This is a genomic window from Peribacillus sp. N1 (assembly GCF_054600815.1).
Window position 1 is genome coordinate 837398 of the sequence record NZ_BAAHZO010000001.1, and the last position, 24679, is coordinate 862076.

A 24679-nucleotide genomic window follows, 5' to 3' on the forward strand; every position below is an offset into this window, starting at 1 on the left:
AACTCCAATTTCACTTTTATTCAGAATCAATTAAAATCCAGTCATCATCCTTGCCTATTATCCCTTTATCAAGGATAAGTCTTGTTTTAAGACGGTAGGAAACCCCTCGTTTATAAGGCTCCTTCAATATAGGAAGACAAAAGTTAAAAGGAATTTCATTGCTTTCCCCTGAATTTATCTCCCTTGAAGACAAAATGGTGCTCGTTTTAAGGATCTCTTCCAATCCGGTAGAATGAGTATCCATGATCAAATCACATTCAATCCTCCTTATTCTTTGCGCAAGGGTACCACCCTTAATCAAGAAATACCCATTTATGCATTCACCAGATTTATACGTATTTTTCGGAAGGATTAAATCTATTTGTGCAGAACCTATTCCTAAAAGTAACAAAGATTTTCTCAGTATCAACTAATACACTCCATTTATATTTATTTGTTTTTCTACTAAACCCTCATGTTTATACATTTCCGTAAGGGCAGCCTGATCTGGACTACAAAAAAACCTTTACCATTTTGGTAAAGGTTTACTAAAAGAAAATAGACCTTTACCAATAGGTAAGGTCTGGCTAACAACAATATGCTGCCAACAACACCGAGAGCAAAGAGCCCCGTAATGACGACGTTGTTGTAAAAGCTACTCCCCTTTGGAGAATGTATTCAAGTATATAATTTATAATACGGTAGGATTAGAAAGTTTGTCAAACCTTTATATTTTATTTTTTTTAGGCGCTTCCCGGGAAATTCGAATTCTTTGTACATAACTTGATATTAATGAAAATATAATGAATCAACTTGTCCCGTTATTGAAAAAGAATGAACTTCTGGGTTTTAAATAGGCCAGTTCGTGGAATATGAAGTATGTAACAGCAGTGACCTTCTATTTAAAACGCCGTTTTCAAAAAGAATAAAATGAACAAACTATGTATATTTAATGGAAAACTAAAATTATATTTAAAAATTAACAAGATTTCTCTTTTACTTGCGCCAATCATGTTGTAATATAAATGTAACAATTGTAATATTTATTAAACTTTCGTTACATAAGTATCCTATTAGGGATTGGGGAGATTAATTATGAAAAAATTTTTAGGTATGCTATTATCCATTATTTTATTTTTCACTCTAAGTGGTCAGGTTACCGCAAAAACGACATCACAGAATTTGTCTGATGCAAATGCATTAAAGATAGCCGATAATGCCAGCAAACATTTTTGGAATGCTTTACATGGATATAAAACCCGTTCATGTTCACAAAAAACTTTCAATTATAAAGGGACAGAGTATTCATACCTTTGCCAAGAGTTTAATACAAAAGATAAATTGACTACCTACTTAGCAGAGACATTTACTAATAATGCAGTTGAAAAGGGTCTGACCAAATATAATTACATTACCCATAAAGGGAAATTAGCCCGTCCAATCGGAGACGGCTTCAGCATGTTGGAGTGGAGAAAAGCAAAAATTAAATTGGTTTATCAAAAACTGAACGTTAGGTCCTACAACTTAACTGTACCTACAGTCGACGGTGAGTCAGTAAAAAGAACGGTTACCTTTTATAAATCCGGATCCACTTGGAAAGTCAATCAGTTCGATGCAGTTCAATAAATAGTTGATTTAAATGTAACGCCTCATATGCCTATTCCATATGAGGTGTTTTTCTGTTTTCCCTTTTATCTTGAGAAATCTTTTCACATCATGGAACTTTAAAAACAAAAAAACACAGCTAGGTTGCTGTGCCTTAACGGATTTTTGCCTTTCGAAAGCCTTGATAGGAATCATAGGCGGCAAAAAAGATTGTGATGAGTATGAGACCCCAGTAAATCGAGGTTTTCCAATCATCGATTGAAAATAGTGTTTTTTGGTATGCAATGAATTCGGGGTTCAATAAATTAGGATTACTGATGATGATGATGAAAATCAGAGTGGACAACAGCTGGTATATAGCATGGAATAAAGCTAATTTCAGGGTCCATTGTCTTAAAAATAATTTATAAATTGTCAAGAGAACCCCAATGATAACGACGCAAGATACCGGCAGCCAATAGGTATTCAATACCTCTTGATTAAAAGAAGGTGTCACGAAAATGAGACTGTCATTTCTTTTTTCATAGACGCCTAACAGGTTTGCTGCATTGAAATAAAGGGCCGCGAATACAGAAAGACCTAACAAACTTGCAAATATCTCGATCATGGAAATCGCTTTTTGCTTTGAAATGTTCGGTATATCTTTTAGGTTTTCCGGTGTCCATGGTTTCAAGTCTTTGGTTAAAGGGGACTGATCTTTTGAAGTATCCATGCGTTCTAAAATGACAAATGAGAGCGTCAGCCAGAAAAACACTTGGATACCTGTACTGATGATACCTGATATCGCTTTCCCGATTATGGTGAAAACCGCATCCATAACCGTATTATCACCCATTTCCCGAAACGGGTTATCCCCTACTAATCCAATCAGTGAAATGACTGCAGCAATTGGTAAAATCATTTTCAACAGACTGATATAAAAATCATAATAACGCGGTCCAATCAGATGCATCGGCCGATCGCGATAACCACTTGCCAGTGTAACCGGATCTCCTAATTTTAATAGAACAGCTTTCACGTCTTGCTCCGTGGGATCCTCCGGAAGCATATCTGCGATTGTAGATTGAAGTTCAAGCCCAATATCCTCCCGGTTTTTTTCAGGCAGCCTGCGGGTCACTTCCTGAATATAAAGTTCAATCAGCTCCATCTTCTCCCTCTCCTTTTAATAATATATAAAGCTCTTGAGAAGTTTTTTCCCATTCTTCCTTTAACTGAGTGAAGATTTCTCCCCCATAATCACTTAAAGAATAGTACTTGCGCGGTCTACTTTCAGAAGTATCCCAGCTGCTGGTCACCAATTCTTGTTTTTCCAGGCGTCGAAGTAAAGGATATAAAGTACTTTGATCAATGGTAATTCCCGACTTCTCTAAACGCTGGACAAGCGAGTACCCATACTGAGGGGTTTTGAGCTGACTCAGAACAGCTAACGTCAAAGTGCCTCTGCGCAGCTCAGTGGTTAATGAATTCAGTAAAGTGCTCATCCAATCACCTCTTCCCTATACTATGTGACGTACACCATACCTTATACTATGCATCATACACTATTTTAGTTCTTACAACACCATAAAAATTAAAATATATTTAATTTAAAGCATAAAAAAGAGAAGCGTTTCACGCCTCTCCTTTTTGCAAATATTAATATTACACAAGAATGACCCACAATATCATCGTCGTGATAATCGTGACCACTCCTTGTATTAAGGTTGCCATTGTTTGAGCTTTATAGGCATCCGTCACTTTCATCCCGCTAAATTGGGTGACCACCCAGAAGAAGCTATCATTTACATGGCTTACTGTCATCGCACCTGCTCCAACAGCCATGACTACCAATGCAAGAGGAACAGCCCCTTCAATACCCAACGTTGGAAGCATGGGTGCAATCAAAGATGAAGTGATGACCAGTGATGCTGTCGAAGAACCCTGGGCCGTTTTCAGCCCAGCAGCAATTAGGAACGGGACCAACAGGAACAAGGAACCACTAAAGATGCTGCCCATATCCCAACTTTGGATGATGTCTGCAATCCCCGTATTTTTAATGACGGTACCAAATGCTCCGCCCGCCCCGGTAATCAATAAAATTGGCGCAGCATCCAATAAGGCGGCTCCTATCCAGTTTGTTAATGTTTCTTCATCATACTTAGGCAGCAATGTCAAAGCGGAAATTACTCCGACGAGCAATGCGATGACCGGCTGGCCCAAGAATACGAAAAATGCGGCAATCCCCCCTTCCGTCCCAAATAGCGTTAATACAGAACTGGCTCCAATCAGGACAATCGGTAAAACGATCGGTAAAAATGATTGTAAGGCAGAAGGCATCTTGCCGAATGAACGGACAATTTCATCATAATCGTAATCCAGGTCACTTCGGTCATCTTCAACTTCTATCTTGGTCGCTACTTTCATTGACCATATATAACCAGCAAGTGCAGCTGGAATGGCGGTAATAAGACCTATTAAAATGACGGTCCCCAAGTATCCGTCCGCTCCGATATTCCCGGCTGCCGCAATTGGCCCCGGAGTTGGGGGTACAAGTGTATGTGTCGCATACAAACCAGTTGCAAGCGCAACTGACATGGAAGCAACCGCCACTTTTGCGCGTCTTGCCAATGCTTTTCTTAAGCTCGATAAAATAACGAAACCTGAATCACAAAAAACGGGTATGGATACGATAAAGCCAATCATACTCATGGCAAGCTGCGGTCTTTTAGGACCGACAATCCTCAATACGACTTCGGCCATTCGCAATGCGGCCCCGGCCTTTTCCAAAATGGTTCCGATTATTGTACCGAAAACGATTACAAGTCCAATGCTCGTCATCAATCCGCCAAAACCGCCGTTGATATTCTCAACGATCTGATCCAGAGGCATTCCGGAAGCAAAACCAACAAATAAAGTACCCAATAGAAGCGATAAGAACGGATGCAGCTTGAATTTAGTTGTAGCAAAAACAATTAAGAACACGCCGATGGCCAAAACAATAAATAACATAAAAAATTACCCCCTATTTTTGATCGCTGCCAAAAAAGCCCGCATTACTTGTTCGGCTGAAAATTCCAACAATTCAGCTCCTCTTTCCATAGCTTCCTTTAATGGCATGGGAGCGTTCACCAAACTATGAACACTCGTTATTCCGTGGTCATATAAAACTTCAATACCTGTTCCGATCGATCCAGCCAAAACAAATACGGGAATACCATGCTTTTTGGCTTCTTGTGCTACTCCCATGGGTGTTTTGCCTGAAGCAGTCTGGTAATCGATTTGGCCCTCACCGGTAAAGACACAATCGGCACCGAACAATTTTTCACCCAGTTTCGTATACTCCATGACAATATCTATGCCCCTTTTTGTTTCTGCACGGAAAAAGGCTTGAAATGCACCTCCAATTCCTCCTGCAGCACCAGCACCTGCTTTATCATGCAAGTGTATGCCTGTTTTGATTTCCACCAAATCAGCCCATGATGATAAAGCTTTATCAAGCATTTCAACCATGTCAGGAGTCGCCCCTTTTTGAGGTCCGAATACCCTTGATGCCCCATCTGGACCGACTAACGGATTTTGGACATCCGAGGCAATCAAAAATTCGGAATCCGCTACTCTGGAATCAAAATCCTCTGTATTAATGTCTGATATCCGTGATAATTCGGCACCTCCGTATCCCAGAGTTTTACCTTCTTCATCAAACACCTTCATTCCCAAAGCCTGGAGCATACCGACACCGCCATCGTTGGTAGCGCTTCCACCAATCGCTAAAATGAACTTTCGACAGCCATCATTCAATGCTTTTTGAATAAGCTCCCCTGTCCCGTATGAAGTAGTGATCAATGGGTTCAACTCAGCTGGATTGACAAGGCAAAGACCAGATGCATTAGCCATTTCAATCACACAAGTTTTTTGATCGCCCAGGATTGCATATGCTGCCTGAACATCTTCAAGTAAAGGTCCTTTAACGGTCACTTCAACTTTTCGTCCTTTTGTAGCTGCAACAAGACTATCCAGCGTACCTTCCCCGCCATCCGCCGCAGGAACCAATTCTGTCTCCGCATCCGGCAGTGCCTTCCTGACTCCTCGCTCAATAGCTTTTGAAGCTTCTGTTGCTGATAAACTTCCTTTATAGGAATCTGGTGCAATAACAATTTTCATGCTCAGTTCCCCTTTGAATATATTTTTATATCAATTTAATTATAATCTTCAGAAATATTTTAATCATCGTTCATTCTAAACGAAAATTAGTATGACATATTGGATTTTTTTGGCTATACTATATATAAAAAATGATCTTTCTGGAAAGTTTTCTGTTATTTTCCCATTTTCCTAAAGTATAAGATAGCTAAAGGTTTAAACTATCGACAATCCCCCTTTACATGAAAAATCATAGCTTGTTTGCATGAAATATGATCACCATTCTGTTAGCAAATAAAAAAACTCTAGAAGGATGACTTGAATGCTGACCCAAGAAATTGCAATGGAAATTGTCAAACAAACCACCAATAGACTTAACAGAAATATTAATATTATGGATGATAAAGGAATCATCATCGCTTCCGGAAATCATGAACGCATCGACCAATTGCATTTAGGAGCAATGGAAGTACTGAAAACGGGAAAGCCGTTAATCATTCCCGAAACTGATCGTCATCAATGGGTAGGTGTCCTTCCTGGAATTAATTTGCCTATTAATTTTCAAAATGTAATTATAGGAGTCATCGGGATCACCGGAGATCCGACTGAACTTTTGGAATTCGGCGAATTGGTGAAAATGATAACGGAAATGATGCTTCATCAAGCTTTTATGGCGGAACAACTCGAATGGAAACAACACTTGAAAGAATTGGTATTTGAAGACTTATTAAAGGAAGATATCAATCAGCATTCGATTGATCAGAGACTTGAACTGATTGGAATGAAATTAGAACCTCCCTATCAAGTGGGGGTAATGGAAATGAAATTAAATCCGTTAAATAAGAATGAGCTGATTCAAATGACTGAAACTGTTTTTGGTTCCCATCAAGCCCTTGTTGGGTTCCTGAATGTGAATCGGGTTTTCATTCTCACTACGGCGCTTAGCGGAAATAACATTGACAAATGCCTGGATTCAGCCATCAAAAAATTTAAAGCAAAAGGCTTCGTTATACGAATCGGTTTGGGCTCTATTGTGGATAAGGAATCATACATCGTCCACTCTTTCCGCGAAGCTGAAGCGGCACTTTTACTAGGTGAAGCCGATCAAGCTTTAACTAGATATACTGATGTGGAAACAAAAGCACTGTTGGAAAGGATAGATGAGCGGACCAAACAGCAATTTCAGAAAAGAATTTTAGGCAGCTTATCCGAAAAGTTGATTGAGACTCTGCAACAATTTTTTCTTAGTAACTTAAATATTGGGGAATGTGCAAAAAGAATGTATATCCATCGTAATTCCCTTATATACCGATTAAAAAAAATCAAGGACATTACCGGATATAATCCACAGGTGCTGCATGATGCCATAACTTTACAGTTAGCCATTTGGGTAAGCCAATCGAAAAGGAGAAGTTGAAAGAAATTGTGAGAACAATATTGCCTATTTAAATTATTTTCGTTCCATCCCTATAAAAACCTTGCGTTGGAATTCTGTATAATTGATCGAATTACCGAGTAGATTAAAAATACATGATTTTTTTTGCATATCAGGAGGGATTGAATGAGTGGCATCGCAAATCTTTTAATTATCCTTGGATTTACCGTAGTTTTCATCATTATCATCGTTTTGGTCTTACTATTACTTTATATGATTTTCTTTGATCGCATGCAGAAGCATCATGCAATTTTAAGGAATTACCCGGTCCTTGGGAGAATACGATACTTTCTGGAAAAAATCGGACCTGAGATGCGGCAATATTGGTTTAACAGTGATAACGAAGGAAAACCATTTTCCCGCGATGACTATGAACATATGGTAAAAAGTTCAAAATATTTACGGGATGTCATAGGTTTTGGCTCAAAACGGGATTTTGATGAAGAAGGCTTCTTTGTTAAAAATAGCATGTTTCCAAAATTGGCCGAAGAAGAAAAATATGATCGTGAAACTAAAGTGACGACGAAAAGATACATTCTATTGAAAGACCCGCTTTTCTCACAACGAGAAGAAAAATGGGAAGATGAAATATCCTCTGCATTCTTATTGGATGATGAGGACGCCGTGATCATCGGCCCAAACACTAAGAATCCCTTTCGACTAAAAGGTCTTATCGGCATGTCCGCCATGAGTTATGGCTCTTTGGGTAAGAACGCAATCACTGCACTTTCTGAGGGTTTGGCTGCAGCAAAAGGCACCTGGATGAATACAGGTGAAGGCGGACTGTCTCCTTATCATCTAATCGGCGGTGTCGATATAATCATGCAAATCGGTCCAGCCATGTTTGGAGTTCGTGATAGTAACGGCGAAATGGATTGGGATGAGTTAAAAAGAAAAAGTGAAATACCCCAAATCAAAGCTTTTGAAATCAAATTGGCTCAAGGTGCCAAAACTCGCGGAGGGCATATCGATGCTGAAAAAGTGAATCCGGAAATCGCTGAAATCCGTAAGGTCATTCCGTATAAAGCAATTGATAGTCCGAATCGGTTTCATCAATACCATGACGTAAAATCCATGTGCGATTTTATCGAAAAAATCAGGGAACATACAGGAATCCCGGTCGGCATCAAAATGGTCATCGGCGGCACTGACAGTGTTGAAGAGCTTGCTAGCTACATGAAAGAAACAGGAAAAGGTCCGGATTTCATTTCATTGGATGGCGGTGAAGGCGGCACGGGTGCATCTTATCAGGAATTGATCGATAGCGTAGGCTTGCCGATAAAATCCGCTTTGCCGATTTTAGTATCGACATTGGAAAAATACGGTGTACGCAATCGCGTTAAAATCATCGCCTCCGGTAAATTGTTCACGCCTGATAGAATTGCGATAGCCCTAGCCATGGGAGCAGACCTTGTAAACATAGCTCGAGGTTTCATGATTGCGATAGGATGTATACAGACGATGAAATGCCATTCCAATGCTTGTCCTGTCGGAGTAGCCACCACTGATCCGGAATTGCAAAAAGCGCTTGTCATCGATGAAAAGAAATACCGCGTTGTTAACTTTCTTGTAACCCTTAGAAAAGGACTATTTCGAATCTCAGCCGCTGCTGGTTTAGATTCGCCTATCCATTTTCAACCTAAGCACATTAGCTATAAGGACGATAAAGGAATTGTCACATCCCTTGAAGATATTATGAATGAAGTTAAGGGACAAATAGGTGTCAGGCAATGAAAAATCCACCGCTCATGTTGATGGGCGGTGGATTTTTCTTGAAAACAATTGAATGAAGCCATTATAGGCTGCAAAAATGTATCAGGCATGTAATGGGAATATCTCCACTTTTCCCTTCCCCATTAGCTCCCCATGGCGATAATAAACATTAGCTGCAGCAATTTAAGCAGTTTTAGATGACATGAGCTAAAATCAGTTTCGATACTTTGTCATCTAAAATATCAAATGGATTGATAATACCATTTGCCATCACGTTTAAACTTTCTGCATTGGTCATTTAAAAGAAGGTATTCTAGGTGTGCCAATGTTTCACCAACTGCAAACCTGGTCTCGTGAATGGAAAGATTTCTAAATAAGATCTGGCAAGCACTATTTACTGAAATCGGCTCTTTCATGTTTTCATGAATAATATGCAAACGGTCCTGATGGTGTTCCAACAATTCAAAAATTCTTTTATTGGCATTTTGAAACGGTTTCCCATGTGAAGGGATGACATATTCAACGTCCAGCTTTTGTATTTTTTTCAAAGAATTAAAAAACTCTTCCAATGGGTTGCTGAAACCTTTAAACCAATAAGAAATATTTGGAGATATCCTGGGCAATATATGATCTGTCGAAAAAAGGACACTTTTTTCCTTATTGTATAAGGATATCAGGCCATCAGAATGCCCCGGCGTGAAAATCACTTCATACTCATATTTGCCAAAGTGCAGTTTCATTCCTTCTTCAAGATGATGATTTACGGTAGGATAGGGTTTTACTTGTGGCATGAATCCGCTTTCGTCACTGGATAAGGCCACGGATAAATCGTCTTCCATACCACATGCTTTATAATTTTCTTTAAGCAGATTCAGCGAATCCGCTTCCCAATACGTAGTTCCCGCATGTTCATCCACTTGTGTCATCCAAACATCCGCACCGGTCAATTGTTGTAATGTCCCTGCATACCCGAAATGATCAGGGTGATAATGGGTGATTATAATATCGGTAATATCGTGTTTTTCGATAATCGGGTTCCATAAATCCCTTGTCGTTTTGTTATTTAATCCCGAATCAATGATTGTCCACCCTTTTTCACCTTCCGCTAGGAAACAATGGACATGATCCAACCTAAAAGGCAATGGAATGGTAACTTGAGTTACTTTCAGTTCATTCAGCAAGTATAACTTCCCCTTCCGATGTAACTTCATTTACATAAAACAAAAAATCGAAATTGCTAAAAACAAAACATTTAAGTTTATTAAATAAATGTATATCATTAATCAATTCGACGAATTTTTTCAATTTCCTGTTATCAATATCCAGAGCCAGTGATTAAAATCCAGAAGCAAAGCCTAGGGGCATTGGTTAAATCAAGAAATAAAAAAACCGCCATTAAAATTTATGGCGGCACCTCGTTTTACATATTTTCCTCGATTGTTTGAACAAGGATAAAAAGAAAATGATAGATTAAATTAAAAGCTTCCTCTAATGTCATGTCTTCTCGGAATCCTTTTATGTTATCCAAGGCTAAATTCACATCCCATAGCCCGTCGCCCTGGTTAAACATTAAACTGAACGAACCTATTTCAGCTTGAAGTTCCTTAGTTAAATACGTTTTTAAAACTTCTCCCATTTTTTTCTGGAATTTCAATCCGAACATCGCGTTATACGTACCAAAAACATCATCGACTTCTAAAGAAAGTGCCTCAACACCGATTAATTCGAACCATTGTGATTCAAAGTAAAGGAACTCATCTTTGTTATTTTTCAAATACTCGATCGGTTGTGATAAAAATTCAGAGTTCTCTTCAGAGATTAACTCTTCGCTCTCTTTATTACTTCGCTCCATATAAGCATCTGTAAAACGGGATGCATTTTCTTTTTCCACTAAAATGATATCATCGGCGATTAATTTATGCTTTTCGACATAATCCTTTTCTTCTTTAAATAACTCAACCTTGTTTTCGATTACGGATTTTGATATGTATGATTCCATTTGTTTTTTTAGCATGATATGTCCTCCTAGTATCTTTTCAAGCTTTCGCAATATCAATCATAGCATATTCACTATAGATAAAATAACTTTGTGAAAGAAATTACAATATCAGTTGTGGCAATCATTTCGTGTCTTCGATATAGTAGTGGTAAGCGTTTATACATATGAGAGAAATGAGATGTTGAATCATGCAAAAAATCATTGTAGTTGGTGCAGGAATTTTGGGAGCTTCCACTGCCTATCAGTTGGCTAAAAATGGGGTTGAAGTGATCATTATTGACCGACAAGATATCGGTCAGGCAACATCTGCAGCTGCAGGAATCGTTTGCCCTTGGATTTCACAAAGACGCAACCAAGCTTGGTATCTCCTTGCCAAAAATGGTGCGGCTTTTTATCCGGGTTTAATTGAAGAACTTGAACGGGACGGGGAAACCGAGACTGGGTATGCCCAGGTCGGAGCTATAAGTTTACATACCGATGAAGATAAACTGAATGCCATGAAGAACCGGGCTGCAAAACGGAAAGAAGAAGCACCGGAGATCGGGACGATCACAATACTTTCTGCAGAGGAAACACGTGCCTTATTTCCGCCTCTTTCCAGTGAATATGCAGCCGTTCACGTGAGTGGTGCCGCCCGGGTGGATGGACGAGCACTACGTGATTCCTTATTGCGGGCATCACAAAAAAACGGTGCAAAACTTATGTATGGTGAGGCCATACTTACATATAACGGTGCACAAGTGACAGGTGTAACACTTGGAGATGAATTCATATCTGCCGATAAAGTGATTGTTTGTGCTGGCGCTTGGGCACCGCAATTACTGAAGCCACTCGGCGTGAATTTTCAAGTCACCTTCCAAAAGGCTCAAATCATTCATCTGGAAACGCCAAATGACAATACTAATGACTGGCCTGTAGTCATGCCTCCCAGTGATCAATATATTTTGGCTTTCGATAATAATAAAATCGTTGCTGGGGCGACTCACGAAAATACGGAAGTTTTCGATACTCGAATGACCGCAGGAGGACTCCAGGAGGTTTTCGATAAAGCCTTGCAAACCGCTCCCGGTTTGACAGATAGTACGTTTGTTGAAGCAAGGGTCGGATTTCGTCCATTCACGCCGGGATTCCTTCCGGTCATTGGTCCTTTGCCTGACTGGGAAGGAATAATCGTAGCCAATGGTCTTGGAGCATCCGGTTTAACAATGGGCCCATATATAGGCTCACTATTGGCAAATCTCGCACTTGATAGAAAAATTGAAATCGATATAGAAAATTATGATGTCAGAGGTGCTCTATAAATTTAGCTTCCAATTACCTAACTTGCTGTATGAACTTCGACTGATCTGAAAATTACTAGATCAGTTTTTTTCAAATGGTCCTTTTCATAAGAAAAATCAAGGACCTTTAATGAGTCCTTGATTCAGACTGTAGACAAACTCGAGGAAAATCGAGCTTGTCTATTTTTATGGCTTGTACAATTTGGACGTTAATTTACACTCAAGGCACTCGCTTTCCGCGGGCGGTTGGGGAGCCTCCTCGGCTTTCGCCTGCGGGGTCTCCCCTAGACGCGCTTTTCCCGCAGGAGTCTCGTACCTTCCGTTCCAATCAACTTTGCTTTAACTCTTAGATAGAACACTTTTGCCTAGGGTCATTTTTGTTTTAAAATAGAAGTATTAAAACTTGAGGTGATGAAGATGCTTTCTAAACATGATTCTATTCAGCAAGATCAACTTGAAATGATTACTTTAGATCGACTGGTGCCGGCGAACCATTTAGTTCGTAAAATGGAGGCTTCCATTGACTTCACTTTCATTTATGACTTGGTGAAAGATATGTATTCAAAGTTAGGACGCCCAAGTATTAATCCAGTATTTTAGTTGAATTTACATTTATTCAATGTACATTCGGTATTAGTTCCCTGGGTAAACGATTAATATGGCTTACCGCTGGTTCTTAGGCTATGGTTTTCATGATAAAGTACCTCCTACTCCACGTTCGGAAAAAATCATGCTGTTCTTTGAAAAATAAGAATCTTCAATTTCAATTTATTTCATTTATTTATTAATATCTGATTCACTTACTTCTTCATAAATAACTTTTAACTCTTCAATAGTAAGTGATTTTAAAAATTCCTCTAGTTCATCCATGTTAATGCCTCCTATAATAAAGAACATTTGTTCTTATTATAATCTCTAAAATATCACTAGTAAATAGTTAATTTTACTATTGAGCATACAGCCCCCTATTTAACCAACGGTCATTCCCTTTGAAAAATAGTGCTGTAACATCATTTTCATTTGCTCTTTATTTGCTGCAAATTGCTTATGACGATGACCATTTCCTCCAGATGGATGAGGAAATCCTAGAAGCATGTCGTTAGCATCCAAATAATTCTGACCTGCTAAATAATTTAAGACCTTGGAAACATTAACGCCTAAAGGAATAATAAGCGGGCTTTCAATCGTACCTATTTCGGCAGCAAATCCCTCCATTATATTTTTTTAAACAACTCGGTCTTTAATATGTTCGGAGTTGTTCCACTGTAGTTTTTACCGTTATAAAAAACTGGATAGGTTAAAACAGAGGTAGTATGAACGAGGTGATTTGCTTCGTTAAAAAGATCCAGTGCGGACGATATGTTTAAGTATGTGTGTAATCCAAGCTCATCTAACATTTGAATCAAATTTTTTCTCATCGTTCCTTCAAAACTGGAATTCTTTTTTACTTCGTTCAGGATCTCTTCATCACTATGTATGTGCCCTTTTGCATTAATTACTGTAGAATAAGATTTTTTCATTTGATGTAATCCAGGAGTGATTCCGACAATCACCACTTTGGCCCGTTCATTTACATATTCAAAAGGTGCGTAATAGATTTCGAGCTTCTTCTTTTCATCTCTTTCAAGCAAAAATTGCTCGCTCAGTATCATTTCATCTGTATAGGCAGCAGGTAAAGCATTAATTAAGTTTTTAAATTGCGTAAAATTAGAAAAATTAGCGATCCCCATAAAGTACTATCCCATCTTTCTATATATTTTGGCCATATCAGTATATCAGAAATTCAGTTTCGCACCGAACATTGGAGCATCATGAATCTTTTTGAATCCGTATATTCCTTAACGGAAATTGAAAATACTAGTCGTTTGTAAAGTGTTGTTTGATCTCTCCATCATGATAATAACGTAATGTAGTATGCCTGATGGTACCGTACTTAAAAAGTTTTACTCAGACGAGATAAAGTTAAAAGAATGAACCTTTTCAAAAAAAAAGATAAATTGCTTCCAACCCTTGGGTTGAAAAGAATTTATCTTAAAAATGGTATTTGGGGATGAAAAAAAATTGGGTTTACAAAATGAAACTATTGATTGAATCTTCCGCGCTGGCGAAGCAATTCACGATTCAGGTTCGGATCTTTTTCAAATGCAGCGCGGCCGTGAAGCCAAAATATATTGTTGACGACAACTAAATCTCCAACTGGCAGTTCCAGTTCAAGTACACTTTCATCGTTTTCTAATGAATTGGATAAATCGCGTAAGTATTTGGCTTGTTCAATCGAATCAGGATAAACAAATTGATCGATAAAACATATACCAGGTTTGTTATTATGATTGAAGAATGTCAATCTTTCAATTTCCTGATCAATGTTCTTGCTTTTCGGTGCCTTATACGTGAATTTCTGGCTTGATAATGGATGATTTACATACATATCAAGCTCTTTCCAATCGTCTAGGTGCAATAAGCGTGATTCGCCACCGCGGGCATTTTGTTCGATCATCTTCATCATCAGTAACCAGTCCGTTGGTTCATCAACAAAGGTTCCGTCCGTATGAAGTGTAAATAAACGATAGGCCTGTCGCAAATATGAATCACTGCTATCCGTGTCTTGAACACTAAAACGGGCATAATATTTTCCTGACATGGCATCATGGTTTGGAGTTCCGAGCAAGTATGAAATAGCCGTTGCAAAAATGACATATTCATCTGTATTCTCCGTGACACCCTCCAAGCCGAGGGTGAAGCCGCCGGATTCCCGATCATGAACGATGTTCCGAAGCAATTCACCAAAGTCTTCACCCACTTGATCCAGAAGGTATGAAGCAATGATGAGTCGTGCATATGGTGTGTATTCCAAATGCTGAACAGACTGATTATCCTTCGATACGTTTTCTAAAAAAGCGGCAATCGCCTCTTTTGAAATTTCAATATGATATAAACGGCTGGATTGAGGGTGGACTTTCACCTCGTATTTTTCTGTTTTCCTTTCAAACTTTGCTCTCTTTTTTTCTGCAATGTTCATGAATGATTCCTCCTGTTATTTGTAATATAGGTGACAAAGTTAACAGGAAATATAAAAAGCCAGTCGCACATGATCCCCAAATAAAATGGGAATCCAACTGTACAACTGGCTTATATTCACTTCACTGCTCTATGCAAATAGAGTCACAGCGAATATGCAGTTTATGTATGATTTATTTTTCCTGTTTCCAATCATTAAGATCTTTACACGATTCTGAAAAGGTATTTTCCAAAAGGTGTTAATGTCATAATATTGGCTTAATTACATTAAAACGTTTTTCCGTAAAAATGTCAACATCTTTTACAAATTATTCTGATAAATCATTTTACTAACTTGGTAGTTACGTTTTTTCTGCCGCTTTAATTTGCTGAAAATGGAGATCCAGGTCCTTCAAGGCAGCAATCAATGCATTAGCGGCTTTCCCCCGATAATAAGATTGAATCGATTCTATCGCTTCATCAACACCATCATTTAAACTAATCCCTTTTAATAAACGCCCAATAAATTCCCGTCCATGCTCTGTTGCCAGAGTACAGGAGGCTTCCAGGACAACCCCATATTTAGCATCGACTTCCGCGGTGATGGTCAATGTTTCAAAGACACTTTTCGCTGCCATCCCTTGAGGTAAACGTGCATGACCTGCAATAAAAATTGTTTTACCATTGAACATGAGGCCTCTTCCTCTCTTTAACGAATTTTATTTTGTAAATGCCGCTTCCAATAAGTGTGATTGTTCCGGAATGCGGTTAACAACCTCTTTTCCAATTTCAATTGATGCTGTTGCTGCAGGTGACGGTGCATTACAAACATGAATGGTCCGTTTCCCCATTATAATATGAAAATCATCCACCATATTACCATCATCCTGTAACGCCTGTGCCCGGACTCCGGCAGGTGCAGGGATTAAATCATCTTCTTGAATTTCCGGAATCAATTCCTGCAGGCTTTTCGTAAATTGCTTTTTACTAAAAGAACGGACATATTCATCCATCCCTTCCTTCATGAATTTACTGGCCAGTTTCCAAAAACCTTTATAGCTTAAAACTTCAGTTAAATCCTTCGCATTGAAGTCAGTTTTTTTATAACCTTCACGTTTGAAACTTAGTACAGCATTTGGGCCAGCATCTACTTCGCCGCTAATCATCCGTGTGAAATGAACTCCTAGAAATGGAAACTTAGGGTTAGGTACCGGATAAATTAAATGATTGACAAGAAAGCGCTTTTCGGGCTTCAATTTAAAATATTCACCGCGAAACGGGACAATTTTCATATCAGTTTTATACCCCGCGGCTGCTGCGATACGGTCACTGTGCAATCCAGCGCAATTAATGACTATCCTTGCTTTTATTGTACCGTTGTTCGTAGCGATGATGACTTCATCAGAATCCTCGTCAATCTTCTCCACCTTTGTATTCAGCTTGATTTCACCGCCGTTGCCTCGGATGATATCCGCCATCTTTTCACTTACCTGACGATAATTGACGATGCCGGCTTGCGGGACGCGAATCGCACCAAGTCCATTAACATGTGGTTCAATTTCCTTTAACTCATCCACACCGATTCTTTGGATAGCTAGCTCATTTTGCAAACCGCGTGAAAATAAATCATCTAGAAGGGGCAACTCTTCTGGCTTTGTTGCAACAATGACCTTACCGCAAATATCATGATCAATTCCATGCATCCTACAGAATTCCGTCATTGATTTGCTTCCTTGACGGGCAAACCGTGCCTTGAAACTGCCTGGTTTATAATAAATACCTGAATGGATGACGCCGCTGTTATGCCCCGTTTGATGATCTGCAACAACAGCCTCTTTTTCAATGACTACCACTTTAGCATTAGGAAAACGCTGATAAAGTGCCATTCCCGTCGATAAACCTACAATTCCCCCGCCAACAATTGCGAAATCATACACAATTAACACTCCTTTTATTGATGATTTTTAGTATTCAGCAACTCCATATACGTAATTAAATTGTTCTTAGTCCGTAAGATGTGAAATTCTACTGCTGCCCTTAGTTCTGCAGGATCCCCTCTTAGTGCCGCTTCATAAATCATCCGGTGTTCCCGTTGCGTTTCTGGGTAATAATCAATCAGCAAATTCGGCGCAATGGGTGAGATACCCAACGTTTCTACCATTTTTTGAACTCTTGGCCACGGGCACCCTTTTCGGAGGGTTTCATGAAAAGCCGCATTCAAAAGGATATAATGTTCATTGGTTTCATCAGATAACTGAATCCCTTCCATTTCAATCAAAATTCCCTTTAATTTTTCTTTATCCTCCTTTGTTAAATAAGGAAGCGACTTTTCTACAGCAAGGCCTTCAAGCAGAGACCTGGTATGATAAATTTCTTCAATATCATCCCGGGTAATCGGTGTGACGATTGCTCCTTTATGAGGAACCATTTCCACCAACCCCTCCATTTGAAGTTGTGTAAGGGCTTCACGAATGGGCATTCTGCTTACTTCCAGGCGATCTGCCCACTCCTCTTGAATGAGTCGCTCCCCTTTTTTCAACGTCCCATTCAAAATCGCCTTCCTAAGACTTTTCGTTACATTTTTTACGATTGTAGATTTATCTCTTTTAGAATTAGCATTATCCAATTCAGCGTCCACCTTTCGATATTGGATACAATTTAAACTATATCAACTATATAAAGCGATTACAATACTAAATTTTTAATATATTGTATCCAATCTAAATAACACTGGATACAATACACAGGGTAAAATAACTAATTTCCATCTGAATATAAATTGGTTCCCCATTTATATTTAACTTCAATTCACAAAATCCAAACCAGGAACTAATGCCAAAACTTTCCAAAAAATTTCATCATTATGATATCATTATTGTGGTATCCAAATTTATTTAAATAAGGGGTTGCTAGTTAATGAGTAAAGAAGTCTACATGATTGGCGAAATAAGGACTAATAATTTCACCGATAAAAATCTTTTCGAGAAAATCGGATCCCTTTGGAGCAAAACAAATGATTATAATATTGAAAATGATATGAAATATGGGATATACCATCAGTACGAAAGTAACTATCGTGGAGATTATACATTAGCTATAGCCACCGAAACCCCCGTATCGAATGAAAATTTTGTCATTCCAGATCAAGAATACGCGGTGTTTGAGTGTTTACAAGATGAACATTCCATAGGTGAAACCTGGAAAAAGATATGGAAGCTGGAGGAAGAGAAAAAAATGAACAGAAAATATAGCCTGGATTTTGAAAAATATTACCCTGATGGAAAAGTGGAAATACATATTGCGGTTTTATAAAAAGAAGCTACTATGTGAAATAAATCCATAATAGCTATACAATTTAGCTAGCCTTAAGGGCATGAATCGGTCCCCCACCGAAACTCATGCCTTTTTATTTCAGCTTTGTACCCTAGGGATTAATCACCTTATATTGTTCAGTTCATTATAGAGTAGTTTTTTCGGGAAGAACTTCCCTTTAAATCAAGTTTTTTGTATCAGGATGCATTAATATCTTATCTGAAGGCTTCAACCGTGATAAAATCAAACAAATATAGTTATCATAATTCATCTATAAAATAGGAAATTGGCAAAAAGTCATTAGAATAAAGGGGAAAATATGAATGTCAGAATTAATCGATTGGAAAAATAGTGCTCGCGGTCATAAGTTCATAGCATCTTTTAGCGGAGGAAAGGATAGTGTCTTAGCCCTTTATAAAGCAATGAAGATTGGAGAAGCTGTAGGACTTATCGTCATGCTGGAGGAAGAAGGAAAACGTTCCAGATCCCATGGAATGCCTCCGGAACTCATACATGCCCAAGCTGAATCAATAGGATTGCCTGTATATACTGCAGCTGCCAGTTGGACTGATTATGAAAAAGTATTTATGCACCTTTTAGAAAATGCTAAAAATCAAGGAGCAGAAGTTTTAATAACAGGAGACTTGGATATGCCTGCCCATGGCTGTTGGCATGATAAGGTTACGAAGAATGCCGGGTTGAAGCTTGGAATGCCTTTATGGGAAATGAATCATCGTGAAGCTGTCGAAGAGTTCATGAATCTAGGATTTGTAACTATCATCGTAACCGTTAATTTATCATTGGGAATGACAGAGGATGATTTAGGGCGAACGTTAACCCATGAATACGTGAAGGAACTTGAAGCTCGCGGTATTGACCCCTGCGGAGAAGGCGGAGAGTTCCATACGACCGTAATAGACGGGCCCATTTTTAAACAGCCAATTACCGTTCGTAAATGTGAGATAATCAAGGACGGAGAATATGCTTTTTTGCCTTTGGAGCTAGATAAGATGACGAATATGAGTACCTTATAACCGAACTAATTACCTATTTTAGTGGTAACCACTCCATACTGCACCCCAATTATGAGATTTTCTATAACGATTGAGGTGCAGTTCGAGTCCTTTGACAGTAGGAAAATGCCGAGATTTAGTTAACATAATATTATTATAGAAACTTCATTTTTAGCAACCATTCATTACTGATAACTTTCTGTTTCATTATTTTTTAAACAGGAAAATAACAGAATCTCAGAAAAATAAATATTTCTAATATACTAAATCAAGTGATTCTTTATAAAAATCAGAACAGTGATATCAAGAAAAAAAAGACTATATATCCTAGTCTTTTTTGAGAAGTCATTCGGTTGATTTAAAACTCTATCCATTACCTGGCCAAAACTCTTATAATTTTCAAAATCCTCAGTGAAGTCGATTTTCCTAGCAAAAGGGGCGCGTATCTCATTCCGAGTGCCCTTTCACCTATCCACACCAATGATTCTAGTTTTATCTACCCATTAAGATATATCGAAATAATGTTTACTCTGAAATAACTCCCCATTGAAGGAATATGATATCCATATAAAAAATAATGAGTACTACAGGAGTTGTACTTCGTCCTTTCAGTTAATAATAGAAATCCATTAATGTTTCGTCCATTAAATCCTGTGTGAGTCCTATGTAAATCATCGTATCTTTTGGATTGGAATGATTAAGGATTTGCTGCAGTAAAGCGATATCCTTGAATTTTTGGTAATGTAAGTAGCCGAAGGTTTTTCGAAGGGTATGTGTACCGACATCCGGAATGTCTGCCATTTCAGCCGCTTTGTTCAGAACTCGATAGGCCTGTACCCTGGTGATTGGACCATTACCCTTTCGACTTGGAAATAAATACTGATCATTTTTCAGGTTCGATTTCCGGACATACTTCCTAACTTCTTTACGAAGTTGAGGATTGACAAGGAACCGCTTAATTTTATCTGTTTTTTGCTCCACAATGACAATATGCGTACCCTCAAGAATGTCTTTCACTCTCAATTGTAAAAGATCGCCTATACGTAACCCGATGTTTATCCCGATTGAAAACATCATATAATCCCTGTAGCTGCAATATTTTAATAGTGACTTTTTCATTTTTTCTATGTGATCCAACCGGCGTATCGGCTGGACATTTTTAATTCTTTGAGAGGCTGCTTGCATGAATGGCTCATTCTCCTTTCCCCTTCTTTCATTGTACGTGAACAGGTGAAAAAAAGGCAAGTTTTATAAATTTTGATACCCTTATAAACCTTGATTTAATGCGTTTTTGAATGTATCAATAGAGGCCCTTTGTTACATTCGGAATATTCAGTTAGTATTAGTCGTGCTAATACAAAAATATACCAACATCAAATGACCTTCCTAAAGGGTCAATTGAGACGTTTTAACGCAATCCAGACCAATTACTCTAGTAATTTAAATTAACCTCTTTAAAAGCCAAATATGAAGCTCGTTTTTTTGTCTTTTCTACTTTTTTACGAAAACATGGCATATGAATATTCTCTATATTTATCTCATTATTTATAATGTTTGCATGACCCATTTATTGAGGGGTCATATGAAATGCGGAAAACATACACGAAGAGTTATTTCAATTTAAAAAAGCCGATATTCTCTGTGTTAAGGAATCATCGGCTTTTATTATTATTGAATGCAGCTAGTACCTTGATTCCAACCATTCATATTTTTAAAAATCCTCAAAATATTAAAGAGCCAGAGCTATAAGTAAACTTATTAACAGACATTACTTTTAAGGGGACCAATAAAACATAGGAAACGTATTGAACACTACAGATACCCAAAAGTATTTGGAGGATAATTCTTTAAGTTATATTGAATACTTTGAATATTACACAGAGCGTTTCCGGATAATTGTAAATTGGCCATAAATAAGACATCACTCCCTATACTAACAGGAATTGTCGAAAATAAGCCTCCTAACACAGGCACAAGTTCGAGTAAAGTAAGTAGCGCTTCACTGATATTAAAAACTACTCGATCTATAATTTTTGTACTTTCCAAAAAGCAATAGACGAAACCATTTTCCCCTTGTTTCTCATTTATGTTCGTTTCTTTAAGCTTTTTCGTGAGAAGTGTTTTGCTTGCTGCACAAACCTTTAGCATCTTAATATTAAATATCCTTTGTTTTGTAGTCACTATTTATGGCTATAAATTAATTCCTAATATGCAGGGCTTCTCTCTTTATTTATCAGTAGCCACATATATAGTTTTCCAATGGCAAGTCCCGGCCAGGCAATTGGGTTTTTCTTTTATTTAAAATTATTATTTAGCAAAACCTATATTAACTGTATACCTTATCAATCCCAGGGATAGTTGTTGTATAAAACACGGATAATTCTTTACTTTTTTCTTTCCTTTCTTTACGCATTCTAGCTCGCTCTGGTGCAGTTTCATTTAATTTTTTCTCTTCATCCGTTTCAGGAATGACGTCTGGAACACGAGTTGGACATTGTTCTTTATCTAATGCAACAAAAGTTAAAAGCGCAGTCGCTGCCATTTTACGCTCACCACTTTTTAAATCTTCGGCAATAACTTTAACAAACACTTCAATAGATGATGTACCTGCCCATGTTACATACGATTCAAAACAGACTGCATCTGTTGTTCGGATTGGATATAAAAAGTCTACCGAATCTGTTGAGGCAGTTACACAATCTGTGCGGCTATGTCGTAATGCGGTAATGGAAGCAACTTGATCTATATCGCTCATTAATCGACCACCAAATAATGTATTATGACTATTTACATCATTTTGAAATACGCGACTTGTTCGAACAACTCTTGATTCTCTACAATATTTTGCTTTCATGCTTACCTCCTTCTATTTATATAAATCTGATATAACGGTTATAGGCTACAATTTAATATGAAGGAATTCGAAGTTTATAGGACAAATCCATTCAAAAGGACGTGGTGAGCCAAGCTCTTAAATCTATGTTTAAGAGTAAATTAGCTTTCAACAAGACGGTTTAATTAATGTAGTTTCGTCCCCGTTTCCTTCATACTAAACTATTAGAATCTCATTCTATTGCCGAATTATCGATTTCTCTAATATTTCTACGACATCCAACGTTTGTACTTTTTCCTCCACTTCCTTTGTCTTTGTCCCATCGCTGATCATCGTTAAGCAGTATGGACAACCTGTACTGATGATGGTTGGATTTGTTTTTAGAAGCTGTTCGGTTCTAGAAACATTGATACGGATTCCTGTAGCTTCCTCCATCCACATTAGACCTCCTCCAGCACCGCAACACATAGCTGTTTCACGTTTCCGCTCAGGTTCTACAACCATAACACCTGGAATAGCTTTTAAAATGTCACGAGGAGCATCATACCCATCATTGTAGCGTCCTAAATAGCAGGAATCATGGTAAGTAATGACTTCATTCACAGTATTCTTTGGTGTTAACTTTCCTTCTTTTATTAATGTTGCAAGCAATTCCGTATGATGATAAACTTTTGCTTCTAAACCAAATTCAGGGTATTCATTGTTTAGTGTGTTATAAGCATGGGGATCTATTGTGACAATTTTCTTCACATCATACTTTTTAAAGACTTCAATATTAGCATTCACTAGTTCTTGGAATAAAAACTCATTTCCAAGACGTCGAGGTGTATCACCAGAGTTCTTTTCTTCATTCCCTAGTATCGCCATCTTCACTCCTGCATGATGCATTAAGCGCGTGAAGGATCTTGTGATTTTTTGACTGCGGTTATCATAAGAACCCATGGACCCGACAAAGAAAAGAAAATCAAATTCTTCTCCCGCTTTTTTCAGTTCTTTTGCTGTTGGAATCGTAATTTTCTCTAATTCATCACGCCAATTCGCCCGTTCCTTACGATTCATCCCCCATGGATTTCCTTGACGTTCAATATTCGTCATCGCACGTTGGGCATCCGGATTTATTTTTCCTTCTGTTAGGACAAGGTAACGGCGTAAGTCGATGATTTTGTCAACATGCTCATTCATTACAGGACATTGATCCTCACAGTTACGGCAAGTCGTACACGCCCAAATTTCTTCTTCTGTCACGACATCCCCTATTAAACTAACATTTTCGGTTGTTGCTGCTACTTCTTTGGAACCTGCCCCCGCTAGCGCTAATTGATTGTCCTTAGTATTTTTTATAACAAAGGAAGGCGCCCACGGCTGTCTGGAGGTTACCGCTTCTCCTTTTTCTGTCAAATGTTTTCTCATCTTGACAATGAGATCCATCGGGGATAACGTTTTTCCAGTTCCTGAAGCAGGGCACATATTTGTGCATCGTCCGCATTCTACACATGCGTAAAGATCAATCAACTGATGTTGGGTAAAATCCTCAATTTTCCCGACACCGAATTCTTCAGCTGTTTCATCCTCAAAATCTATTTTCCTCAATTTTCCAACAGGGCCGCTTTTCTTAAAGAAGATATTAACCATGGCAAATAACTCATGAAATTGCTTTGACTGTGGTACAAACACCAGAAAGGAGAATACAGTCAACATATGAACCCACCAAAATACGTGGTACAACACAGTTCCTGCCGTTGTTCCGATGCCGGAAAACATCAACGCAATGGCACCAGAGAATGGAGCATATATGAGATCTGGTTCATGACTTAACATAATTGCTTCAAATCCCAATGTAAGCAGGATCGACAAAGTTAGAATGAATAAGGCGATAATGACGAAGGCGGATTTCCCATCACGCTTCCATTGCAACCGCTTTAGTTTTTCAATATAACGACGGTAAAATGCATATACTACTGCCAACATCATGAGGAACGTAGCCCATTCCTGTAGAAGATTGAAATATTTATGCGCTTCACCTAAGGGGAATTCATAACTTTTAATAAATCCCTTTATGATTAGTTCTATAAGTCCTATTTGGATGATAAAAAAGCCATAAAATAATACTAAATGCATCAGACCGCTTTTCTTGTCTTTGAATAATTTTGACTGACCGAAGCCGTTGATTAATAGCAGATTGATTCGTTCTTTAAGGTTTAGTTCAAACTCAGCTTTTTTGCCAAGCTTTATAAACAAATACCGGGTGTATACAAGATTGACAAACAAATATACTGCATATCCAGCCAAGGCTAAAAAAGCAAGTAAATTCAGCAATGATAACATCCTTTTCATCCCCTCATGGTTGTTTCTTAATTAGTTTCCTTTTGATGGGACCAAAAATATCGATAATAT

At 38.2% G+C, this 24679-nt stretch carries 23 protein-coding genes and 1 pseudogene; 8 read left to right on the forward strand and 16 right to left on the reverse strand.

Annotation, left to right across the window (positions count from 1 at the left end):
* Positions 1-16: 16 nt before the first annotated feature.
* Entirely contained in the window at positions 17-409 is a 393-nt protein-coding gene (locus ACYP5M_RS03945; RefSeq protein WP_230175936.1) for a sporulation protein, read from the reverse strand.
* A gap of 665 nt (positions 410-1074) precedes the next feature.
* Here ACYP5M_RS03945 and ACYP5M_RS03950 point away from each other — a divergent pair.
* Complete coding sequence (locus tag ACYP5M_RS03950) at positions 1075-1605, forward strand: IseA DL-endopeptidase inhibitor family protein (RefSeq protein WP_230175935.1); 531 nt, start codon at positions 1075-1077, stop codon at positions 1603-1605.
* Positions 1606-1738: 133 nt separating this feature from the next.
* On the opposite strand, the gene ACYP5M_RS03955 is transcribed toward ACYP5M_RS03950, so the two are convergent.
* The 4 genes from ACYP5M_RS03955 to ACYP5M_RS03970 form a co-directional block, all read right to left on the reverse strand.
* On the reverse strand, positions 1739-2731 hold the full coding sequence (locus ACYP5M_RS03955) for an HAAS signaling domain-containing protein (protein WP_434166961.1): 993 nt from the start codon (positions 2729-2731) through the stop codon (positions 1739-1741).
* Entirely contained in the window at positions 2718-3065 is a 348-nt protein-coding gene (locus ACYP5M_RS03960) for a PadR family transcriptional regulator (RefSeq protein ID WP_034306796.1), read from the reverse strand. Before ACYP5M_RS03960 ends, ACYP5M_RS03955 begins: the two co-directional genes overlap by 14 nt.
* Before the next feature lie 160 nt (positions 3066-3225).
* The gene (locus tag ACYP5M_RS03965; protein ID WP_101222202.1) at positions 3226-4572 is read right to left on the reverse strand and encodes a GntP family permease; all 1347 of its coding nucleotides are present in this window, start codon (positions 4570-4572) and stop codon (positions 3226-3228) included.
* A 6-nt stretch (positions 4573-4578) separates the two neighbouring features.
* The gene (locus ACYP5M_RS03970) at positions 4579-5724 is read right to left on the reverse strand and encodes a glycerate kinase (RefSeq protein ID WP_434166962.1); all 1146 of its coding nucleotides are present in this window, start codon (positions 5722-5724) and stop codon (positions 4579-4581) included.
* 301 nt (positions 5725-6025) lie between these two features.
* Here ACYP5M_RS03970 and ACYP5M_RS03975 point away from each other — a divergent pair, with 301 nt between their 5' ends.
* A complete protein-coding gene (locus ACYP5M_RS03975; protein WP_434166963.1) occupies positions 6026-7120 on the forward strand; it encodes a CdaR family transcriptional regulator in 1095 nt (364 codons plus the stop codon).
* 144 nt (positions 7121-7264) lie between these two features.
* Entirely contained in the window at positions 7265-8872 is a 1608-nt protein-coding gene (locus ACYP5M_RS03980) for an FMN-binding glutamate synthase family protein (RefSeq protein WP_101222205.1), read from the forward strand.
* A 221-nt stretch (positions 8873-9093) separates the two neighbouring features.
* Here ACYP5M_RS03980 and ACYP5M_RS03985 read toward each other — a convergent pair whose 3' ends face one another.
* A complete protein-coding gene (locus ACYP5M_RS03985) occupies positions 9094-10032 on the reverse strand; it encodes an MBL fold metallo-hydrolase (protein ID WP_459734683.1) in 939 nt (312 codons plus the stop codon).
* Positions 10033-10271: 239 nt separating this feature from the next.
* Positions 10272-10865 (reverse strand): branched-chain amino acid aminotransferase, encoded by a 594-nt coding sequence (locus tag ACYP5M_RS03990; RefSeq protein WP_434166965.1) that lies wholly within the window; start codon positions 10863-10865, stop codon positions 10272-10274.
* A 173-nt stretch (positions 10866-11038) separates the two neighbouring features.
* On the opposite strand from ACYP5M_RS03990, the gene ACYP5M_RS03995 reads away from it, so the two are divergent.
* Positions 11039-12151 (forward strand): NAD(P)/FAD-dependent oxidoreductase, encoded by a 1113-nt coding sequence (locus ACYP5M_RS03995; RefSeq protein ID WP_459734684.1) that lies wholly within the window; start codon positions 11039-11041, stop codon positions 12149-12151.
* A gap of 396 nt (positions 12152-12547) precedes the next feature.
* Positions 12548-12862: pseudogene (locus tag ACYP5M_RS04000) on the forward strand (transposase); the annotation flags it as partial.
* Positions 12863-13099: 237 nt separating this feature from the next.
* Here ACYP5M_RS04000 and ACYP5M_RS04005 read toward each other — a convergent pair.
* From ACYP5M_RS04005 to ACYP5M_RS04030, 6 genes are all read right to left on the reverse strand, one after another.
* Positions 13100-13345, reverse strand: a complete 246-nt coding sequence (locus tag ACYP5M_RS04005; protein ID WP_459734685.1) for a hypothetical protein — start codon at positions 13343-13345, stop codon at positions 13100-13102.
* Entirely contained in the window at positions 13345-13860 is a 516-nt protein-coding gene (locus ACYP5M_RS04010) for a hypothetical protein (protein ID WP_459734686.1), read from the reverse strand. The genes ACYP5M_RS04005 and ACYP5M_RS04010 overlap by 1 nt, the downstream gene beginning before the upstream one ends.
* A gap of 350 nt (positions 13861-14210) precedes the next feature.
* Positions 14211-15149, reverse strand: coding sequence for a glutarate dioxygenase GlaH (glaH, locus tag ACYP5M_RS04015; protein WP_434166968.1), 939 nt, complete (start codon positions 15147-15149; stop codon positions 14211-14213).
* Positions 15150-15489: 340 nt separating this feature from the next.
* The gene (locus tag ACYP5M_RS04020) at positions 15490-15819 is read right to left on the reverse strand and encodes a DUF3870 domain-containing protein (RefSeq protein ID WP_459734687.1); all 330 of its coding nucleotides are present in this window, start codon (positions 15817-15819) and stop codon (positions 15490-15492) included.
* 27 nt (positions 15820-15846) lie between these two features.
* Positions 15847-17064 carry an L-2-hydroxyglutarate oxidase gene (gene lhgO / locus ACYP5M_RS04025; RefSeq protein ID WP_459734688.1) on the reverse strand — a complete coding sequence of 406 codons (1218 nt, stop codon included), beginning with the start codon at positions 17062-17064 and terminating at the stop codon, positions 15847-15849.
* 14 nt (positions 17065-17078) lie between these two features.
* Positions 17079-17753 (reverse strand): GntR family transcriptional regulator, encoded by a 675-nt coding sequence (locus ACYP5M_RS04030; protein ID WP_063233736.1) that lies wholly within the window; start codon positions 17751-17753, stop codon positions 17079-17081.
* Between the two features lie 290 nt (positions 17754-18043).
* Between ACYP5M_RS04030 and ACYP5M_RS04035 the strand changes: the two genes are divergently transcribed.
* Complete coding sequence (locus ACYP5M_RS04035) at positions 18044-18439, forward strand: GyrI-like domain-containing protein (RefSeq protein ID WP_434166970.1); 396 nt, start codon at positions 18044-18046, stop codon at positions 18437-18439.
* A 323-nt stretch (positions 18440-18762) separates the two neighbouring features.
* Positions 18763-19473, forward strand: a complete 711-nt coding sequence (locus tag ACYP5M_RS04040; protein WP_452444985.1) for a Dph6-related ATP pyrophosphatase — start codon at positions 18763-18765, stop codon at positions 19471-19473.
* Between the two features lie 591 nt (positions 19474-20064).
* Here the strand turns inward: ACYP5M_RS04040 and ACYP5M_RS04045 are convergent.
* Positions 20065-20637 (reverse strand): tyrosine-type recombinase/integrase, encoded by a 573-nt coding sequence (locus ACYP5M_RS04045; RefSeq protein ID WP_206665233.1) that lies wholly within the window; start codon positions 20635-20637, stop codon positions 20065-20067.
* A gap of 402 nt (positions 20638-21039) precedes the next feature.
* On the opposite strand from ACYP5M_RS04045, the gene ACYP5M_RS04050 reads away from it, so the two are divergent.
* Positions 21040-21201 carry a hypothetical protein gene (locus ACYP5M_RS04050; RefSeq protein ID WP_459734689.1) on the forward strand — a complete coding sequence of 54 codons (162 nt, stop codon included), beginning with the start codon at positions 21040-21042 and terminating at the stop codon, positions 21199-21201.
* A 577-nt stretch (positions 21202-21778) separates the two neighbouring features.
* Here the strand turns inward: ACYP5M_RS04050 and ACYP5M_RS04055 are convergent.
* Together ACYP5M_RS04055 and ACYP5M_RS04060 are read right to left on the reverse strand one after the other, a co-directional pair.
* Positions 21779-22306: an acyl-CoA thioesterase gene (locus tag ACYP5M_RS04055; RefSeq protein ID WP_459734690.1), complete on the reverse strand. Its 528-nt coding sequence runs from the start codon at positions 22304-22306 to the stop codon at positions 21779-21781.
* A 216-nt stretch (positions 22307-22522) separates the two neighbouring features.
* On the reverse strand, positions 22523-24610 hold the full coding sequence (locus tag ACYP5M_RS04060; protein WP_459734691.1) for a (Fe-S)-binding protein: 2088 nt from the start codon (positions 24608-24610) through the stop codon (positions 22523-22525).
* Positions 24611-24679: the final 69 nt, after the last annotated feature.

Bases quoted from the DNA above. Each gene is read 5' to 3' on its own strand.
- ACYP5M_RS04040 (WP_452444985.1), top strand. From the start codon at position 18,763: ATGTCAGAATTAATCGATTGGAAAAATAGTGCTCGCGGTCATAAGTTC.
- ACYP5M_RS03990 (WP_434166965.1), bottom strand. From the start codon at position 10,865: ATGCTAAAAAAACAAATGGAATCATACATATCAAAATCCGTAATCGAA.
- ACYP5M_RS03955 (WP_434166961.1), bottom strand. From the start codon at position 2,731: ATGGAGCTGATTGAACTTTATATTCAGGAAGTGACCCGCAGGCTGCCT.
- ACYP5M_RS03980 (WP_101222205.1), top strand. From the start codon at position 7,265: ATGAGTGGCATCGCAAATCTTTTAATTATCCTTGGATTTACCGTAGTT.
- ACYP5M_RS04010 (WP_459734686.1), bottom strand. From the start codon at position 13,860: ATGGGGATCGCTAATTTTTCTAATTTTACGCAATTTAAAAACTTAATT.
- ACYP5M_RS04020 (WP_459734687.1), bottom strand. From the start codon at position 15,819: ATGTTCAATGGTAAAACAATTTTTATTGCAGGTCATGCACGTTTACCT.
- ACYP5M_RS04060 (WP_459734691.1), bottom strand. From the start codon at position 24,610: ATGTTATCATTGCTGAATTTACTTGCTTTTTTAGCCTTGGCTGGATAT.
- ACYP5M_RS03995 (WP_459734684.1), top strand. From the start codon at position 11,039: ATGCAAAAAATCATTGTAGTTGGTGCAGGAATTTTGGGAGCTTCCACT.
- ACYP5M_RS04045 (WP_206665233.1), bottom strand. From the start codon at position 20,637: ATGCAAGCAGCCTCTCAAAGAATTAAAAATGTCCAGCCGATACGCCGG.
- ACYP5M_RS03970 (WP_434166962.1), bottom strand. From the start codon at position 5,724: ATGAAAATTGTTATTGCACCAGATTCCTATAAAGGAAGTTTATCAGCA.
- ACYP5M_RS03960 (WP_034306796.1), bottom strand. From the start codon at position 3,065: ATGAGCACTTTACTGAATTCATTAACCACTGAGCTGCGCAGAGGCACT.
- ACYP5M_RS04055 (WP_459734690.1), bottom strand. From the start codon at position 22,306: ATGAAAGCAAAATATTGTAGAGAATCAAGAGTTGTTCGAACAAGTCGC.
- ACYP5M_RS03965 (WP_101222202.1), bottom strand. From the start codon at position 4,572: ATGTTATTTATTGTTTTGGCCATCGGCGTGTTCTTAATTGTTTTTGCT.
- glaH (WP_434166968.1), bottom strand. From the start codon at position 15,149: ATGAACATTGCAGAAAAAAAGAGAGCAAAGTTTGAAAGGAAAACAGAA.
- ACYP5M_RS03950 (WP_230175935.1), top strand. From the start codon at position 1,075: ATGAAAAAATTTTTAGGTATGCTATTATCCATTATTTTATTTTTCACT.
- ACYP5M_RS03975 (WP_434166963.1), top strand. From the start codon at position 6,026: ATGCTGACCCAAGAAATTGCAATGGAAATTGTCAAACAAACCACCAAT.
- ACYP5M_RS04035 (WP_434166970.1), top strand. From the start codon at position 18,044: ATGAGTAAAGAAGTCTACATGATTGGCGAAATAAGGACTAATAATTTC.
- ACYP5M_RS04005 (WP_459734685.1), bottom strand. From the start codon at position 13,345: ATGGAGGGATTTGCTGCCGAAATAGGTACGATTGAAAGCCCGCTTATT.
- ACYP5M_RS04050 (WP_459734689.1), top strand. From the start codon at position 21,040: ATGCGGAAAACATACACGAAGAGTTATTTCAATTTAAAAAAGCCGATA.